The sequence below is a fragment of the Bacillus thuringiensis genome (genome assembly GCF_001182785.1).
In the GTDB taxonomy this organism is placed as follows: Bacteria; Bacillota; Bacilli; order Bacillales; family Bacillaceae_G; genus Bacillus_A; species Bacillus_A thuringiensis_S.
On the sequence record NZ_CP012100.1, the window covers coordinates 246,151 to 263,486 of the forward strand.

The window sequence follows — 17,336 nt, forward strand, 5'->3', positions numbered from 1 at the left end:
TTTTGTGCTAACTTGTAACAAAAAAGCCCATTTTTTCGTTTTGAGGTATTTCAAAATATGAGTTGGATAGGCATGTACGGTGATCCCTACTTAATTATTAGAAAAACATTAGTTTTTAAATTGTATACACGCTGATTTTTCGATGCACCCATCATAATGAATCTCTCCTTTTCCTCTTTTTATCAGTATTGGTAGATAAAGAAGGGGCCAGACACAAAAACAGGTTGTGAAGAAGACTTTCTCCACAACCTGAGATTATGTTATATATCCAAATATGACCTGTTCTTTTAACTATTTAGTCTTTTATAATCTGTTATAGTCGATATAACTAGAGTCATAATAAATCCACTGACCTGTTCCAATTCTTAGCCAGCCATTCTTTTCTTCATATACTGTAACTTTTTCTCCTTTACTTGTCTTTCTAACAATAGAATAGTTTGTACCTGATCCGCTTCGAACATTTACCCCAATGCCATTAATTTGAGCCGTTCCAATTATCTTTTCAACACTACCATTTTCAATTACTTGTAGCATATTTAGAATGAATGCTGCTGTTTCACCACGAGTTGTTGTTCCTTTAGGGTCGTATTGATTGTCACCTTTACCTCTTACAATACCTAGGCCATAAAGTCTTTGTACGTCTTCTTTATAAATAATTTGGTCTTTGTCTGAGAATGGTAGGTTTACAACTGGTCCCCATATACCTTTATACTGTAAAGCCTTGTTTACAATAATTGCTGATTCTTCTCTTGTAATAGGTGTGTTTGGGTCAAAATAACCATCACCTCTACCTAGAATGATACCTGCACTTGCAGCACGTTTAATACCATCTCGTAAAGTTGAGTTTGCATCATTTAGGTCTTTAAATGAAGCATCTCCAGCTGGCAGGTTTAGAGATTTAGAGATTAATTGAGCAAATTCGGCTCTTGTTATCGCTCTATTAGGTGAGAAAACTCCGTTTCCTTCCCCTACCATAATACCCCTTCTATTTAACTCTCGTATAGCTTCTTCATACCAACCTCCAGTAATGTCATCTTTTGGTTGATAAAGATTATTATAATACCCACCAACACCATTTACGAATGCATCCCATTGTCCATTATTAATCATATTAGCAGGACATATTTTACCACTCCATCTTTGGTGTTTTACAATGTTATTTAACGGTACACCAGTTTCTTTCATTAAATAAGCTACAAGTTTCTTAGCATTATCTACTGCTTTACTATAGTTACCGTCACTGTTAACTGCGATTTCAATTGCAATAGATTCTCTATTACCTGGACCATCACCGTCTCCTGCGTGCCATCCGTTCTCGTTTAATGGTAGGTGTTGATAAATCTCTTTATCGTCTACTGTAAAGTGCCACGATGCAGCTCGGTCTGTGTTGCCTACTGCTTGGTTATATAGGTATTGGGCGTGGTTTCTAGCACCTGCTCCTACACTTGTATTATCAGTCTCATGAATTGTAATGTACTTTGGACTCATATAGTTTTGAGGACGAATATTATCGTTACCTGCTGGTACAATCCATTCAGTGAATGGAACACCATTTATTGTACTAGAGGTGCTAGGTGATATGGGAGACAGACTACGTTTTGTTCTGTTTGAATTGTTAGGAACAGTTAATGTACCTGTTTCTTCATGAATACCTTCTGAACGTTGAAGACTATCTACTTTCTTATTGTCGACAGTACCTCCACCACGTCCGTCTACCTCTTTAAAACTAGCTTCAATACTTTTTAATGCCTGTTCATCTGATGTTGTTTTACTTTGTTCCTGAACGTTTGTAGGTTGTTTATTGTTTACTAATTGTTGTTCCTCTGCAAACGATACCAATGGTGAAGATAATACCGTTAATCCTGCCGTGAATGCTACTACTTTTTTATTAAATTTAATGTTCATTTCTAATTTGGTATACCTCACTATTTTAATAGATATACCTTCCTCCCTGTACTTCTTTTAGTGTGAATGTTAGTTTAAATAATGGTAGCCTGAATCCTCAAAATAACAGATTGATTTTACATTTCATATGTCAAACCGACATCTATAAGTCCTACATGAAATGTTAGTACTTTAGAAGTATAACACAGCACGGTTACAATACTTCCAAGACTCTTGCAAGTAATCTCCTAATCTTGGATATACTAATAGTATGACTCTAAAAAAGGGCATGATCACATCGCTAGTAACGATATTTTAAATCTAAATTATCGTATCCATCATAATACTTTCTGGCGAAAGCATAATATCTTCTTGAACCATTTTAGTTATTCTGCATTAATATAAAATAAATAACCGGTTCCTTAATTGTACAAGGAATCGGTTATTTTGTGCCAAAAATGGGTCTAAACGTACAATTTTCCTGAAATGATATGGTGACCCCTATTAGTTTAATAGCATTGAGTTTCCATCAAAATTCCCAAAATACCAAAATCATTTTTTAGAGTAATTTGGGGTTTTTGAACCAAAAAGGTATATATTTAACTATAAAAACTATGACAAAATTTATCCGGTTTTCCTTTTTGCCTACTTGCTAAATTCAGCAAGTAAAATATTTTTAAAAGGATCAGGACTATCAGCTTTAAGGCTGTTCAAATTGACGGCCAGCGTATGTCTGCCTCCAAGTGTGCCTGCAGCAAAAGTACTGAACCCTGGAATGCCACCTGAGTGTCCCCATATCGAGACACCGTTTGGAAGAATAATTTTGAAAATTCCAAGCCCGGAATCGCCAAGCTCATCTATTCCTGTAGGGACTGTTGTAAGCATTTGCTTTAGTTGCTGTTCTTTCAGTAATTTGCCCCCAAGTAAATAAGAAAAGAATTTGTTTAAATCATCAGCTGTAGAAATCATATCTCCGGCCGAGCTCCCCATACTTGGGTTATAATAAGTAACATCTTTTGGCTCACTTGCTCCGTCTAATTGGATATATCCACGGGCATGCTTGGTTCCTGGAATGACACTTGAATTTCCAGGTAAGAATGTATTCGCTAATTCAAGTGGTTCAATAATTCGATTTTCAATCTCTTCCGCATAGTTGTTCCCAGTTACTTTTTCAATAAGAATTCCTAGTAATACATATCCTGTATTTGAATACGACCAGCTCTTTCCTGGAGCAAAATCTGGAGGCATGGATATTCCCATCTTTACTAATTCTTCAGTAGTATAAGATTTTTTTGTATCCATGATATTAAAATCCTTTGACATTGTGTAATTAGCGATACCACTTGTGTGGTTCAATAATTGCCGGATAGTAATCTGTTTATCATCATACCCGTTTCCTTGAATGAAACCAGGCAAACATTTTTCAATAGAGTCGTCTAGATTCAAGCGGTTCTCTTCGGCTAATTGAAATACAACTGTTGCGGTGAACGTCTTCGTCACGCTGCCGATGCGAAAGCGGAAATCTGTTTCCATTGGTTTCTTGGTTCTCAGGTCCGCTACTCCGGCCGCATAACTCCACGTTTTCCCATCCTCGGAAGTTTTAGCAAGTATCCCTGGGATTCCAAATTTCAAGATATCACGCATTGCTTGCTTGACGGGATTACGATCTCGTTGAGTGCTTGTTTGTAACGAACTAGATACATTTTGAGTGGGCTCTGCTTTTACAAATGTAATTTGACTACGTGTTTTCATAAGGTATTTCTCTCCTCTATTCATATTGTATGAGTGGTTGCTTGTTGTTTCGTATTAATTACACAGCTATCCTCTCCATCAATGACAAAAGGACAACATGGAATTCGTAATTATCTTCATAATGCTTATTTTTGTCCTAACAAACTGTGAATACCTCTTTTTTTACAAATATGTTAACCCCAAAAATTACTTCTTTTCCTTAGAACACTCTTATGACTAGTTTGTTTTTCACATAAATATATCTTATCTATTCCCCCCCTTTCACTCTTCTTTATATTTTTATCCTACACAATAAAAATTTCTTACGTTCAAAATAGATTCTATAATAGGATAGCAGAAGATACTAATGTAAACAGACATCAACGTAGGAACCATGAATGTACCGACGATAAGAGTCACTCTTGCAATTAGATCCGCACCAATATCTGATAGACCTGCAAAAGCTGAATACGATCCTCTATTATCAGCCAGAATCATATTAGCTTGTTCTGCATTTCTGATTGGAGAGTAGACAAGTTCACCAACAGTGGCAATAAAATTAAAAATAATCAGTACATACCAAGTGTTTGCAAATGTTACTGTCACATAGCCTACACCATAGAACACAAGACCTAAAAGTAACACTTTTTTTCACTTAGATGATCTGTAAATTTATTTATAATAAACGTTAAACATACTACTAAAAGCATATTTTGTATGTTAAGAATACTTAGCATCCTCACTCCTACTATTTCAAAGTTCCCAGTGCTTATTGAATTGAATGTTTCTGAAAGTCGTACACCAATATAACTGTTTAAAGAAAACTCTGCCGCAAATATGCGGGTAGACCCTATCACAACTCTTAAAAATGCTCTATCTCGAATAGCAACTTTATAGTTTTGAATTAGATCAAGTACTATATTTCCCTGCCTTTTTTCTAAGCACTCTTTAACTTCTGCAACTAGCCAAATTTTATAAGCAATCGGTAATGTAGCAGAAACAAAAGTCAGTAATATAAACAACTCTTTTTGGTGATTAATGTATAAAAGACCACCTAATGCTGCACCAATTGCCATAGAAATATTCATAAGCCAATAGTCAATTGTATAAACAGCTTTTCGATTTTCTGGTGTAGTTGAGTCTATGATAATAGCTTGTGGATGGGCGCCCAAGACTGCTAGTTATTATAAAACCTACATAAGCGATTGCAAATAACCAAATCATCTTATCTGTAGGATATAAGCTTAAAGTCATGAATAAAAACATCAAGTACTAGAAAAAGAAGTTAACAATAAGATTTTCTTTTGTTGAAAGCGATCTGAAATGTAACCTCCAATTAAATTTGAAAAAAAACTTAAAATAACCGTTAAGATTAAAAATAACCCAGCCCATACTTTATTTATTTCTTGAGCAAAAAACAATGCCATGAAAGGCATTACTGCTGATGTAACAGCACGATTAAAAAACGATGTAATTAAGCGTACTTTTATATTTTGCTTAAAGTCTTTCCAATTTATCGTATCTCCTCCCTTTGTCTAATGTTATATTAAACTAGACTTATCAAACTAAAAATGGACATATTCAGAAAAATATGTCCATTTTTAAAAGGAGATAGGAAAATGGATAAAAATTTACTGAATCTATGGCAATCATTTTCTTCAGGAAATATAAAAATACAAGACCTAGCAGATTTTTTAAATTTAAGTACAAAGCAAACAGTACGTTACTTACATAAATGGATGGATGAAGGTTGGCTGTCTTTCATTTCTGGAAAAGGTAGAGGAAATTCCTCCTCTCTCCAATGGTTGAAAAATATAGAACAAATCTATGAGTCACAAGTAATGGAAATTATGGATCAACAACCTGTTGAAAAAAGTAGTAAATATTTACTATATAATTGGTCTCCAAACAGTAAACTACGCTTGATGACTAAGTTTCATTCAAAATTTGGCTATATACATAATTCGGATGATAAATTAATTATTCCTAGAATAAAGCCCTTTTTAACAACACACCCGCTCGAGGCTACCGATGTACATAGTGCACATATTGTCGCGAACGTTTTCAATCGACTTGTTTATATGGATGAAAAGGGGAACATATTCCCTGAAATAGCTCACAGTTGGGATTTAACTCAATCTAAGCTTAGACTATATTTAAAAAAGTCTATAAAATTTCATGATGGATCCATCTTAACAGCGGCTGACGTGAAACTATGTCTCTCAAAACTACGTAGTCATAAATACTATAAAGACTTATGGGCACCCATAGAAAAAATAGAGATTGTATCACCATTAATTATTGATATACATTATCCAGATAGTTGTAGTTATTGTTTACAAATGTTATGCATGATAAATACAAGCATTTATAAAGAAAATAACGGCCAAATCATAGGAACCGGTGGTTTTTATATAGGAGAGAATAACCTGGAGAAAACATCATTGATAGCATTTCATAATTATTTTCAAGAAAGACCTTTGCTAGATACAGTAGAATTTATTCAGGTCCCTCTAGAATTTGATACTATTTATCAATCTTCCAAACACCATAAATGTAATTCTACCTTTCAAGTAGAAAGGAATTCAGGTTTCGGTGTTATAATTATGAATGCTTGGCGTAATTCCTCAATTCAACACATAGATGTTCGTAATTACTTACATTCTATTATCGCTAACAATATGAATCATATTCATGGATATGATTCCCGAAAAATCCCAAATATTAAAAGCTGTTTGAAAGACATAGATCATCAAATCAATATTCCAAAAAGAAAACGTCCCGAATTTAAAGAACCACTTATTATAAAAGCTACTCAGTATATAGAAGCGACAACAAAATGGTTAATGAATATCTTAGAAAAAGAAAATATACCTTTTCAAGTTAAATGGGTTCCATTTGAAAACTATCTTAGGGATGAAAAACTTAATGAACAAGTCGATCTCTTTATTCATGGTGAAGTATTCGAGATGAATCAAGAGATATCATTTTATTATTTTTTAACAGCTAGATATTCACCATTGGCTAAGGTTGTAAAAACAAATAAATCACTAAGAAAACACCTTTCTAAATACAAACATACACATTTTGAGGAGTGGGCTTCATTAAATGAGAATCTTGAAAAAGAACTGATAGAATCCTCTATTATGATTCCCTTATACTATGATACACGTCAAATTCCTTTTTCATCAGATTTAACGAATATTAAGATGAAATATTTTGGATATGTGGATTTTTCTCAACTTTGGATAAGACCTTTAATTTAAAATTCACAAGAAACCTAATCCACTTGTAATAATTATCACCCTATTTAATTTCCCTGATGCCAAAGGTGAATTTTTTAGGAGTACGGATACATCGCTATCAGGTCAATTAAACTGGTATCTTAGAGTCATCAACTTAAACAACAAATAACACCATCTCCATTTTTTCAATATTTTGAAGGACTCACAAAACAAAATTATTATCTCTCCACAGTTAACTATGAGAAGTTAGCTCGTTTTTTCGTTTTGGGGAACCATCGGTTTCAAAGCTTGATGACGATGTAGCGAGACTTCTTAATATAACATCAATTTATCAGTAGTCGTATCTAGAAACCTAAAAAAAGTCCATTTAGAAGATCTAAAGGGACTTTTCACTCATATAATCCTATCTATGGTTAAACAAATAAAATTGAATAAATTTAATTTTTCTTGTTTTATCTAATAAATTGTTTAGGCATTTCTTTAACGTGCTTATCATCATCACGCCAATCATAGGTTTCTTTCTGTGAAATATCTAAAGTTTGATCTCCAATTCTAACAATATTCTTATTTACCCATTGGATATATGGATCCGTATCTGGATAGTTCCAATATATATTTTTCTCTGAATCTGTATCAAGGTTAACTAATTCACCCCTAACAGCATCCGCACTTAATGATCCTGCATTATGAAAATAAGTCTTAATGAGATATTTTCCATCTGGAGATTTCACTGTTCGAATTAATTCACCTTTTGGAACACCTTGCAAACTAAAAAATTTCCAATATCCAAATCCAATTATAATTACTAACATAGTAATTATAGTTAGTAATACTTTTCTTTTTGTTTTTTTAATTTTACCTTTTGTATTTATAATACTCACTCATTCAACCCCAGTCCATAGAATATAAACCATATTATACCTTTAAATAAATGGTTTATATATCCAAAAATAAAAATCCTACCTTAATAGTTTTTATAAAAGGGCATATTTCACATAATTCTCGATATAGGAAGTTAATTTTAGAAGTTATTGAATATAATCATAAATATTTTTTGCTAATAATAAACAAGTTACTGTTATGAAAAGGGCACGAACATACCCACTTCCCTTTTTTATAGCAAATTTGGATCCGATAATCCCTCCAGCAATTTGTGCAACTCCCATTATGAAACCATACGCATAGTTTACTTGTCCTACATACATAAACATTAACAATGCACCAATATCGCTTCCTAAATTAAGCAACTTCGCATTACCTGCTGCTTTTAAAAAATCATACCCAATAAATAAAAGCGAAAACATTAAGAATGAACCTGTGCCAGGACCTAGAAATCCATCATAAAAACCAATAACAAAAACAAAAACAGTAAAAATAATGAAGTGTCGACCAGACAATTTCTTATGAGTGGAAATACTACCCCAATCCTTTTTGAATATCGTATAAATAGCAACAGCACCAAGCATGATCAGCATCAATGGCTTCAGTACCTCTGGGTTCATTAAATGAACGGTCCATGCACCTATTATGGAACCTATAAAAGTGAGTGGGAATAATCTAAATCCTGATTTCAAATCCAGGTTACCAGAACGATAAAACACAATATTACTAGTTACACACCCCATTGTCGATGCTAATTTATTCGTGGCTACTGCACTTGCTGGATTCAGCCCTGTAAATAATAAAGCTGGCAAAGCAATTAGTCCACCACCACCTACAACCGAATCAATAAATGAAGCTAAAAATCCAAAAACAATCAAAATAATTAATACTGATGGGTCTAAGTAAAAATCCATATTATCAACCTTCCTTTAGTCACTATCAGAATAGTAACTAATAATTTGCTAAATGTAAACAGTTATTGTAACGTTAAAATATAAAAGTAAACATCGGAGGACGAAAAAAGTGGACTACATAGTGCAACAGCTTAAAAAAATTGGTTTCAATGAATATGAAGCTAAATCTTATGTATCTCTTGTTAAACAAGGGCCTGTCACAGCCTACCAAGTAAGTAAAGATTCAGGTGTCCCAAGAGCGCGAATTTATGAGATTTTAGGTAACCTTGTAGAAAAAGGAATTGTCATGAGGGAAGAAATAAATGACACCACTCGCTATTCACCTCTGCCTGTTGAAATCTTTTTACAGAAGGCGCAATCAGAATGGCAGTCTACTTATGAAGGAATCAGTGATTCATTAAAAACACTAGAAACTTCCGAGGAAAAAACGGATAATCGAGTCATTACTTTAAAAGACAATAAAACAATCATTAGCTATTGTCAGGCATTAATAAAAAAAGCAGAACGACGTATTGTCATTTCAATGTGGGATGAGATGTATGAAGCGTTAAAAGAAGATCTATCTGAAGTAGCTGATAAAGTTACAATACAAGGTATTACCCTGCATGTTGAAAATCCCATTAAAAATCTAGAAGCCCATCGCATAACACCTTATACAGAAACCCTGTCTACAGAACATTGGTTTATTGTATCGATAGATTCTAAAGAGATGATTTATGGACCATCACTTGAAAAGCGTAATATTGCTTTTTATACAGATGACCCCGTTCATATATACTTATTAGAGGATTATGTATGGCATGATGTTTTAGTGAATCGACTTGTCCGACGTAGCCAAGACAATTTGGAGAATTGGATTGCTACAGAGCGAAAAGCATTCTTTACGGAAGAATAAGAAGCATTATTTAAATTAGAGTTCTTTGTTCAACCTGACTGTTGAACAAAGAACCATGTATATTCTATATACATTTGGTTAACATAACGTCTAATTATCGGTAGCGAAGAAACAGGTGTCCCCTTACTCTCAGAAGAGATTCGCCTTTTTCTTTTTCTGTGACTCTATGCACCTTTTTATACATTCCTATTCTAGAGCGACTTTTGGCTTCCCTATGTTTTCCTATTTTTTTTATAAAACTTTGTATACTCTTAGCATGGTTTTTTACCGAAATGCTGGCGTACCTTAGTTGTTTTGCTCAGAGTTTCAGGTACCTGTAAATGTGTTTATTTAAAATGCTCGAACGTGATATCCTTGGGCTACTTATTTTAGAATCGAATCGTGGAGATTGCGTGTTTATATACAAGCTGTTGCTTCCCTTCAAATTCTATTAAAATAGAAAAAGTATCATATCCTCTTATTATTCCTTTTATATGTAATCCTTTGACCAGAATTAATGTGATATCCTTCCTCTTTTGAAATGCTTCTTGTAACAATTGTTCCTGGAAAATTAGCATATTTCTACCTCTGTCCTTTTGAAATGCTTGAAATTTTGTTTCCAACGAGTTCACCCCCTATTCTTCTCATACCGTTACGAGGTTTTCCATGTCTTCTTACGTTCATTGATGCAAACGTTCTATTCCCTTCATGCTCTCAATCACTTTCTCATCACTCACTATATAATATATCTCATTTCCCTTTCGCTCATAGGAAACCATCTTAAACTGTTTTAACTTGGCTAATTATTGTGACATTGTAGATTGTGGAACACGTAGTAACTTCTGTAACTCGGATACATTTAATGGCCCTTTCGAAATTAATTCTCGAACTATCATCAAACGCATAGGATGTCCAAGCATCCGCAATATATCTGTAGGTCTCTCGTAATCACCAATATTTATATAAAAAGCTTCTGACATAATCTCTTCTCCTTTTTTAGTAAGCATTTTCTACATCCTAAAATCCTCTATTTGTTTTGCCAATGTTTTAGATAAACACGGGCTACCTTCAAGTGGTTTTGTTTTCATAACTATGTTATTTCCGAAGAAGCTCCCTATGTCCTCTTTGTATCTTACATTGCTTCGGATGTATCTTACTAAATAACTCATTTAGTTCTCTTTGTTTTATATTTTCTAGTACGTTTAATTCCCGTCCAAACGTTTCCCTCCAAGCAATTTTTACTACTTTAATATGCTACATAGAGGACGGAGTTTTAAGCTATTAAGGATTTCTTTTTGTATCTAAAATCAAAAAAGAAAAAGATAAGATCCGGGAACACGATCTTATCTTTAGCACAAGGAGTAAACCAACTGATAACCATCATATTTATATTATAATTTCTTTTTTGTTAATTTTGAATATTAGAGTCGTAATTTAGTAGTCTATCTATATTGAGAAATTTATTACAAATTTAGTTAAAACCAAAGTGGATGTCACTTTACCTATAAATTGGCCGAAAATTTTAATAAGAAGCATAAAGTTAACAACAGTTGAGGTGTTTTTATGCTAAAAAAACCTAGAATATAAATAAAACCTTCACTAAAAATAACACCAACAATAAGTAAATCTCTTACGCTAATCTAAATTCTATAAATAAAAAGTAGATTTTCTGTACGTTAAAAAATCGACTTTTTAATGAGTAATTTAAAAATTGTATAGTGGTCCTATAACAAAACACTGATTCCGTACTCTAAGGCTAAACTTCTTAATATAGCAGTAAGCATCAAACACTCCCCCTCTTTGATACATTTCATTCGATAGGTTAATAAGCTTTTCAAACGCCATTCCGCGGTTTCCTTGTCTCATCTTTATTCCTCATTTTTGTTAAAAAGATTATTTTGTTCAGTTGTTTTTCATTAATCAGAAAAAATTGTTCCATGCTTCTTACATCCTTCTTATACATTGGCATTACAAATATCTCTTCATTTCTTAATAGTTGGAACTCTACACATCGTTTTTCTTTGTTCCACCCGTAACATGCCATAGATACATTTTTGGTTCCTTTCTTTCTTCTATTTCCCTCTACCCTTTGAATAAAAACTTAATATTCCCTTAATAATATGGACACATGGTTATCTTTCTCCGATTCCCTTATATGAGCAGTTAGCTATTGCTAGCTGCTTTTTTACTTATCCCATGTAATAACCTTGTTCTTTTACCTTTTCCCATTTATCAACATCAAAAATTGGGTCTTCATTGCGTTTCCGAACATAGCAATTGGTAACCAACTTTACCTTTACAAATTTTTTATCAAAATCTTTTGTCCATTCCTCAGTGTACGGTTCCTCACTGATCACTTCTTCAATGTATTGCTCTAATAAATTTATATCCATTCCCCTTTTCTAATAAAATAGCGTTTTCATTAAAAGTTCTTTGGAATTCAATAATTTAAAATGAGTGTATTTAAATTCTCTTTTCCGTTAAAATAAAAAAGATTAAATAAACGTTTTAGAAGGGATTATTAATGACACGAATTATACTTTTTGATGGGGACTGCAACTTATGTAATCAAAGTGTTCAGTTTATTATTAAAAGAGATCCTAAAGAATATTTTAAATTTGCATCACGCCAAAGTAGTATTGGCATTCAGTTATTAAATCAATACAACATTAGCGAAACAATAGATAGTGTGATATTAATTGATAATAATAGGGCTTATACAGAATCCGATGCCATACTGAATATTTGTAAATACTTAAAAGGAAGTTGTAAATTATTATTTATCCTTTTAATAATTCCAAAACCTATTCGAAACTTTTATTACAAAAAAGTTGCAGAAAATAGATACAAATGGTTTGGCAAACAAAACCAATGTCTTATTCCTACTCCGGATATCAAGAAAAGATTTTTAAGGTAGTTGAAAATATAAACATTTTCAAAAGTCTCTCAATGAGAGGCTTTTTTTCATTTTTATAGCTTACTATTCCTCATAGTTGTGTTTTCTTCTATGACTTTTATAAAGTTAAAATGTCCATCAAGATAACAATCATTGATATAACCCCAAAAATATATTTCATTAACTTCACTTAAAGTAAAATTTTCATTTTTTCATTCAACCAAGTTCATAACATATTCTTTTCCCCCGATAAAATAATGATTAGGTGTCCCATGCCCATTTTATCCACTGGAAATAATATCTTTCACGTACTTACATATTAGAAACTTCATTTCTGATTCTTATGCAATAGCAATTTTGTTCATTTTTTTGATACATTTATGAAACATTCACATGGTATCTTCAATATGTTCTATTCTTTTTGAAAAACCATGTGAGAATACCAAAATAAGAAGCCCTAGAGCCCTAACTCTAGGGCTTCTTGTTTTCAAATAAGGTTTTTGTTAAATATTCAATTGAACCTTTTTACACTCTCCCTGTTACTAGGCCACAAGATATTGAGAAACCTTATAAACTTGTAATACTAATATAAGGTTTCTCAATATGAACCAATGATAGATAAAACATTTGAATGTATCAACCATAGAAATAGAGCCCCTTTTAATTAGGACTTTATTTCTATGGTTTCATTATGAACTTTTGCAATTATATCCTGCAAAGTTCAAATAATACTTCTTTTTTTGATGTCTTTAGGATTCATTCCCCATTTTATATCCCGCATAGTTCAGATAAAATCCCTTGTTAACATAAGTTATATCGCTGTAACAATACTTTAAATCCCACTACGTTTAGACAAAACAGGAAACAAATCTACATTGATGGCCTGTTACATAAGTTTATATCCCACACAGTTCAGATAAAACTGGACACTATGACCATGTACATGTAGGCTGGCAAGACTTTATATCTCACATGGTTCAAGTAAAACTCTATCTATACACGAATGGTGTATCTTTTGAAGCGTTAGAATACTAATGAAGAAATAAATAATTCTAATTATAAAAGCGAGTTAATATTATTTTTTGGCGGAATTTTCAATAATTATAAATTCACCTTTTCTATTTTTGGGACGTTTCATTTATAGAAGATAAAAATAACATAATTTTCTCAATAAGGAATTTTATTCTTTTAATATGATTTTTTAACAATTCATGGTATATCTGAATTAAGGGGACCTTTTCGGTTGATTAGGGAGAAAGATTATAAAAATGATATGGGAGGAACAAAAAATGTCATTGAAAAAGAAATTAGGAGTTGGAGTGGTTTCAGCCGCTCTTGGTTTATCTTTAATTGGTGGGGGAACATATGCATATTTTAGCGATCAAGTTGTAACAAATAATACATTTGCTGCAGGTACATTGGATTTAGCTATGCAACCAACTACTTCACTTAACTTAGAAAATTTAAAACCTGGGGACAAAATATTAAAGAAATTCAATTTAAAAAATAGTGGTACATTAGATATTAAAGATTTAATGATGAAAATAGACTATACTGTAAACGACTTAAAACAAAATAATACTACAGAAGATTTCGGTAAACATATTAAAGTACAATTTCTTTGGGATTGGGATCCTGCAAAAAACCCTGCATACGAGACAACTCTTGCAGAACTAAAATCACAAAGTTCAGAGATTGTATCCAAAAAAGTATTTCATTCTAAGTGGACTGAAACAGGGGGATTAAAACCTGGGAAAATGGATTGGTTTTGGATAAAGTTTATATTTGAGGACAACGGAACAGATCAAAACGTTTTCCAAGGGGATAGTATTGCACTAAAAATGGAGTTCCAAGCCAATCAAACAGAGGGAAAAGAAAGATAATCTTACAAAAATATTGTTGTGAAAATGTAAAACTGAGCTTGTAATTTTTTATAATTTGTAAAATTGACCATTAAATATTCATATAAAAAACCAGTGATATTAGTACATGTGTATAATATCGCTGGTTTTTTTGAGTTTAACATTTTGTATATTTAGTAAAACTATTTTTCTTTCGGAAGTACTATTCTTTTATACAATTGAACTGTAATCAAATAGTAAATTAAGTAAATCACTACGAAAATGACAAGCGGCAACCAAATTCGGAAATACGGATCAATCAAAAGCGGACCGAACATGTTCATACCAACTAATATATGAGCAATACCCACAATTGCCGGTACTAAGAATATAAAGAATAACTCTTTATAAATCGATTGTGTTAATAACCCCCGGCGGACACCAATTTTACGAAGCATTTGATAACGTGTGCTGTCTTTCGATGCGCCAGATAGAATTTTAAACATTAGGCAACTTGCCATCATTGCTAAGAACGCAATTCCAACGAAGAAGCCCATAAACATGAATCCACTGGCCAAACCATGACTCAGATTATACATTTGATACGTACTACCTAATTCTTTCGCTTTCACATTTTTATATTTCGCTACCTGTAATTCATCAAGTTTTTTCCATTCTCTTAAGTGTGCTCCAAAATCATCTGTTTTCCCAATAAACACAGTATGTTCTTTTTCCTTCATACTATCGTATATGTTTGAGTCTATAATTTTTATTTGATGATCAGGATACATATAAGTTGGCTGGATTGTGAAGAATGCTTCTTTCCATTGTTTTGTTTTCGTATCATCGTTATACAGTTTATACAGCTGTTTTGGCAATGTAAATGCATCCTTAGGAAATTCCTCTAAAACTTTCATCTTCTTCCCATTTTCACTATCTTGTGCTAATGGACGATTTTTCTCAACATCTTCTTTTATGTAATATACATACTGACCATCTACTTTGTAGCGATATTCAAACTTCTCTTGAAATAAGATGCCACTCAAAATTTTCTTTTCTTCCACTGTTGGATTATGAACGATTGAATCGTAAACTTTTTCTTTATCAGTCGTCTTTAGAACGTTATTTTCAAATGCCATACCACAAGCAATTCCACCAGCGCCAAGAGCCACTAGGATTGCTACCGTTGCAAGCACCCGTGTTAGGCTATTAATTCGGAAATTCAATTGTGCAAAAGTAAAAGCATTCAGTCCTTTTTCACAACGTTTTTTATTACTCTTTATCTTGTTAAGCATAACTGGGAGAAGTGATCCAAATAACATGTACGTACCGATTGTTGCTGTGATTAATCCAATACCCATGAATTTAGGTACGTTTACTAGCTCTTTTTCCTGTAAATGTGCGATATGGATCAATGATGCATACCCAATACCTAGCAAAATCAGACCAAGGAATGCAACTACACCTGTTATTTTTCCTTTTACAGCAATACGATCTGTTTTTGCATCTGCATGTACAAGTTGTAGTACAGAAATACGAGATAATTTCATACTATTCATGATTGCTGATACTATAAATAGTGCAAAGAAAAAGAGGCAAGTAACAGCCATAGATGGTATATAAAATGCTTTATAACCTTCACCAGAAAATTCCAACTGCTTCATTAATAACTGACCAATACTTTGTGCAAGCCCTATACCAACTGCGATTCCAATTGCAAGAGATGCGGCACCAATTACGATTGTTTCGATAAACATAAGTGAGGTAACTTTATACCTTCTTGCCCCTAACATCATGTACATGCCAAATTCTTTTTGGCGAAGAGCTAATAAAAAAGAATTTGCATATAAAATATAGAAAAACGTTACAATCGCTAATAAAACGGAACCGATTTGGAATGCAAATGCAACCGTATCAGCATGCGGATTGGATTCAAGGAACGCTTTATTTAGTGATAACGTTTGAAACATATAAAAAGTTGAAATCGATACAATCAAACCAACAAGTAAGACAATATAGTCTTGTAACTTACTTTTTAGCCCTGACATGGAAAGTTTAAATAACATGATTGAACTTCCTTCCTTACGCTTTTTGTGTGCCAAAGTTTGCAAGCACGTCTAAAATTTCTTTATAGAATTCTTCACGGGTACCACCGCGATGAATTTCTTTATACAACTCACCATCTTGAATGAATAAAATACGCTGACAGTAACTTGCGCTGTAAGGATCATGCGTAACCATCATAATGGATACACCTTGTTCTTTATTTAAGCTTGTCATGGCATTAAGTAAACTCGTTGCATTTTTAGAATCTAGAGCTCCAGTCGGCTCGTCTCCCAAAATAATTGCTGGTTCATGAACTAACGCACGTGCTGCTGCGGACCGTTGCTTTTGTCCCCCAGATACCTCAGAAGGATACTTTTGAAGTATAGCTGTAATGCCTAACATATCAGCTACTTTTTCTACTTTCTTTCCAATATTACGAGATGCAACACCTTGAAGGGAAAGGGGTAGTGCGATATTTTCATATATAGATAAATTCTCTAATAAGTTAAAGTCTTGGAAAATGAATCCTAATTTTTGCGAGCGGAAATCAGAAAGCTCACCTTGCTTCATTTTCGTAATATCCGTTCCAGCAATTTCAACAACGCCACCCGTTGCTGTGTCTAACGTTGAAATTACATTTAATAATGTTGTTTTACCAGAACCAGAAGGGCCCATAATACCAACAAATTCTCCCTCTTGAATTGTGAATGATACACCTTTTAATGCGTGTGATTGATTCTCGCCTTTTTTACCGTACAATTTTTGAATGTTTTTTACATCTACAACTGGTTTTAACATATTTATCCTCCTACGTTTGTTTTTGATTTCGATAAACTAAGGGTTATTCATATTTGCTCCTAACAAAATAATCGTGTTGCAACTAACTTTTTCATGAGGTTGTCACGATGTATCCACTTGGAACCTGTAAAGAAAATTTTCCTTTTAATTTCTCCTCACTCCTCATCGCTTCGAATACATACATGATAAACTATGAAAATTAGGAAACACCCTGTAAAATCCTTA

General features: G+C 32.9%; 12 protein-coding genes and 3 pseudogenes. 4 read left to right on the forward strand and 11 right to left on the reverse strand.

Translation table 11 applies throughout. The annotated features are described in order from the left end of the window. Positions 1 to 303: 303 nt before the first annotated feature. From AC241_RS28300 to AC241_RS28310, 3 genes and pseudogenes are all read right to left on the reverse strand, one after another. Positions 304 to 1,905: an S-layer homology domain-containing protein gene (locus tag AC241_RS28300; protein WP_050845383.1), complete on the reverse strand. Its 1,602-nt coding sequence runs from the start codon at positions 1,903 to 1,905 to the stop codon at positions 304 to 306. Between the two features lie 624 nt (positions 1,906 to 2,529). Then, positions 2,530 to 3,636 (reverse strand): serine hydrolase domain-containing protein, encoded by a 1,107-nt coding sequence (locus tag AC241_RS28305; protein ID WP_230690630.1) that lies wholly within the window; start codon positions 3,634 to 3,636, stop codon positions 2,530 to 2,532. 339 nt (positions 3,637 to 3,975) lie between these two features. Next, positions 3,976 to 5,132 (reverse strand): annotated as a pseudogene (locus AC241_RS28310) (MDR family MFS transporter); the annotation flags it as partial. Positions 5,133 to 5,234: 102 nt separating this feature from the next. On the opposite strand from AC241_RS28310, the gene AC241_RS28315 reads away from it, so the two are divergent. Next, entirely contained in the window at positions 5,235 to 6,881 is a 1,647-nt protein-coding gene (locus tag AC241_RS28315; protein WP_050845131.1) for an ABC transporter substrate-binding protein, read from the forward strand. 431 nt (positions 6,882 to 7,312) lie between these two features. Here the strand turns inward: AC241_RS28315 and AC241_RS28320 are convergent, their stop codons facing one another. Both AC241_RS28320 and AC241_RS28325 read right to left on the reverse strand, forming a co-directional pair. Continuing rightward, positions 7,313 to 7,741, reverse strand: a complete 429-nt coding sequence (locus AC241_RS28320) for a DUF5412 domain-containing protein (protein ID WP_050845132.1) — start codon at positions 7,739 to 7,741, stop codon at positions 7,313 to 7,315. A 147-nt stretch (positions 7,742 to 7,888) separates the two neighbouring features. Then, complete coding sequence (locus AC241_RS28325; RefSeq protein WP_050845133.1) at positions 7,889 to 8,656, reverse strand: TSUP family transporter; 768 nt, start codon at positions 8,654 to 8,656, stop codon at positions 7,889 to 7,891. 109 nt (positions 8,657 to 8,765) lie between these two features. Between AC241_RS28325 and AC241_RS28330 the strand changes: the two genes are divergently transcribed. Then, on the forward strand, positions 8,766 to 9,551 hold the full coding sequence (locus tag AC241_RS28330) for a TrmB family transcriptional regulator (RefSeq protein ID WP_050845134.1): 786 nt from the start codon (positions 8,766 to 8,768) through the stop codon (positions 9,549 to 9,551). A gap of 368 nt (positions 9,552 to 9,919) precedes the next feature. Here AC241_RS28330 and hfq read toward each other — a convergent pair whose 3' ends face one another. The 4 genes and pseudogenes from hfq to AC241_RS28350 all read right to left on the reverse strand — a co-directional run bounded on the left by hfq (position 9,920) and on the right by AC241_RS28350 (position 11,923). Next, positions 9,920 to 10,153, reverse strand: a complete 234-nt coding sequence (gene hfq, locus AC241_RS28335) for an RNA chaperone Hfq (protein ID WP_050845135.1) — start codon at positions 10,151 to 10,153, stop codon at positions 9,920 to 9,922. A gap of 57 nt (positions 10,154 to 10,210) precedes the next feature. Further along, a pseudogene (locus AC241_RS28340) lies at positions 10,211 to 10,510 on the reverse strand (ArsR/SmtB family transcription factor). 808 nt (positions 10,511 to 11,318) lie between these two features. Beyond that, a pseudogene (locus AC241_RS34430) lies at positions 11,319 to 11,396 on the reverse strand (Holliday junction resolvase RecU); the annotation flags it as partial. 323 nt (positions 11,397 to 11,719) lie between these two features. Then, positions 11,720 to 11,923: a hypothetical protein gene (locus AC241_RS28350; protein WP_000354041.1), complete on the reverse strand. Its 204-nt coding sequence runs from the start codon at positions 11,921 to 11,923 to the stop codon at positions 11,720 to 11,722. 131 nt (positions 11,924 to 12,054) lie between these two features. Here AC241_RS28350 and AC241_RS28355 point away from each other — a divergent pair, with 131 nt between their 5' ends. Both AC241_RS28355 and AC241_RS28360 read left to right on the forward strand, forming a co-directional pair. Then, positions 12,055 to 12,447: a thiol-disulfide oxidoreductase DCC family protein gene (locus AC241_RS28355; protein ID WP_050845137.1), complete on the forward strand. Its 393-nt coding sequence runs from the start codon at positions 12,055 to 12,057 to the stop codon at positions 12,445 to 12,447. Positions 12,448 to 13,715: 1,268 nt separating this feature from the next. Beyond that, positions 13,716 to 14,309, forward strand: coding sequence for a TasA family protein (locus AC241_RS28360; RefSeq protein ID WP_050845138.1), 594 nt, complete (start codon positions 13,716 to 13,718; stop codon positions 14,307 to 14,309). Between the two features lie 161 nt (positions 14,310 to 14,470). Here the strand turns inward: AC241_RS28360 and AC241_RS28365 are convergent, their stop codons facing one another. Together AC241_RS28365 and AC241_RS28370 are read right to left on the reverse strand one after the other, a co-directional pair. After that, positions 14,471 to 16,333: an FtsX-like permease family protein gene (locus AC241_RS28365; protein ID WP_050845139.1), complete on the reverse strand. Its 1,863-nt coding sequence runs from the start codon at positions 16,331 to 16,333 to the stop codon at positions 14,471 to 14,473. 16 nt (positions 16,334 to 16,349) lie between these two features. Further along, the gene (locus tag AC241_RS28370) at positions 16,350 to 17,111 is read right to left on the reverse strand and encodes an ABC transporter ATP-binding protein (protein WP_050845140.1); all 762 of its coding nucleotides are present in this window, start codon (positions 17,109 to 17,111) and stop codon (positions 16,350 to 16,352) included. Positions 17,112 to 17,336 lie beyond the last annotated feature (225 nt).

Coding starts and splice junctions, on each gene's coding strand:
- AC241_RS28300 (WP_050845383.1), bottom strand. CDS start 1,905: ATGAACATTAAATTTAATAAAAAAGTAGTAGCATTCACGGCAGGATTA.
- AC241_RS28305 (WP_230690630.1), bottom strand. CDS start 3,636: ATGAAAACACGTAGTCAAATTACATTTGTAAAAGCAGAGCCCACTCAA.
- AC241_RS28315 (WP_050845131.1), top strand. CDS start 5,235: ATGGATAAAAATTTACTGAATCTATGGCAATCATTTTCTTCAGGAAAT.
- AC241_RS28325 (WP_050845133.1), bottom strand. CDS start 8,656: ATGGATTTTTACTTAGACCCATCAGTATTAATTATTTTGATTGTTTTT.
- AC241_RS28350 (WP_000354041.1), bottom strand. CDS start 11,923: ATGGATATAAATTTATTAGAGCAATACATTGAAGAAGTGATCAGTGAG.
- AC241_RS28355 (WP_050845137.1), top strand. CDS start 12,055: ATGACACGAATTATACTTTTTGATGGGGACTGCAACTTATGTAATCAA.
- AC241_RS28360 (WP_050845138.1), top strand. CDS start 13,716: ATGTCATTGAAAAAGAAATTAGGAGTTGGAGTGGTTTCAGCCGCTCTT.
- AC241_RS28365 (WP_050845139.1), bottom strand. CDS start 16,333: ATGTTATTTAAACTTTCCATGTCAGGGCTAAAAAGTAAGTTACAAGAC.
- AC241_RS28370 (WP_050845140.1), bottom strand. CDS start 17,111: ATGTTAAAACCAGTTGTAGATGTAAAAAACATTCAAAAATTGTACGGT.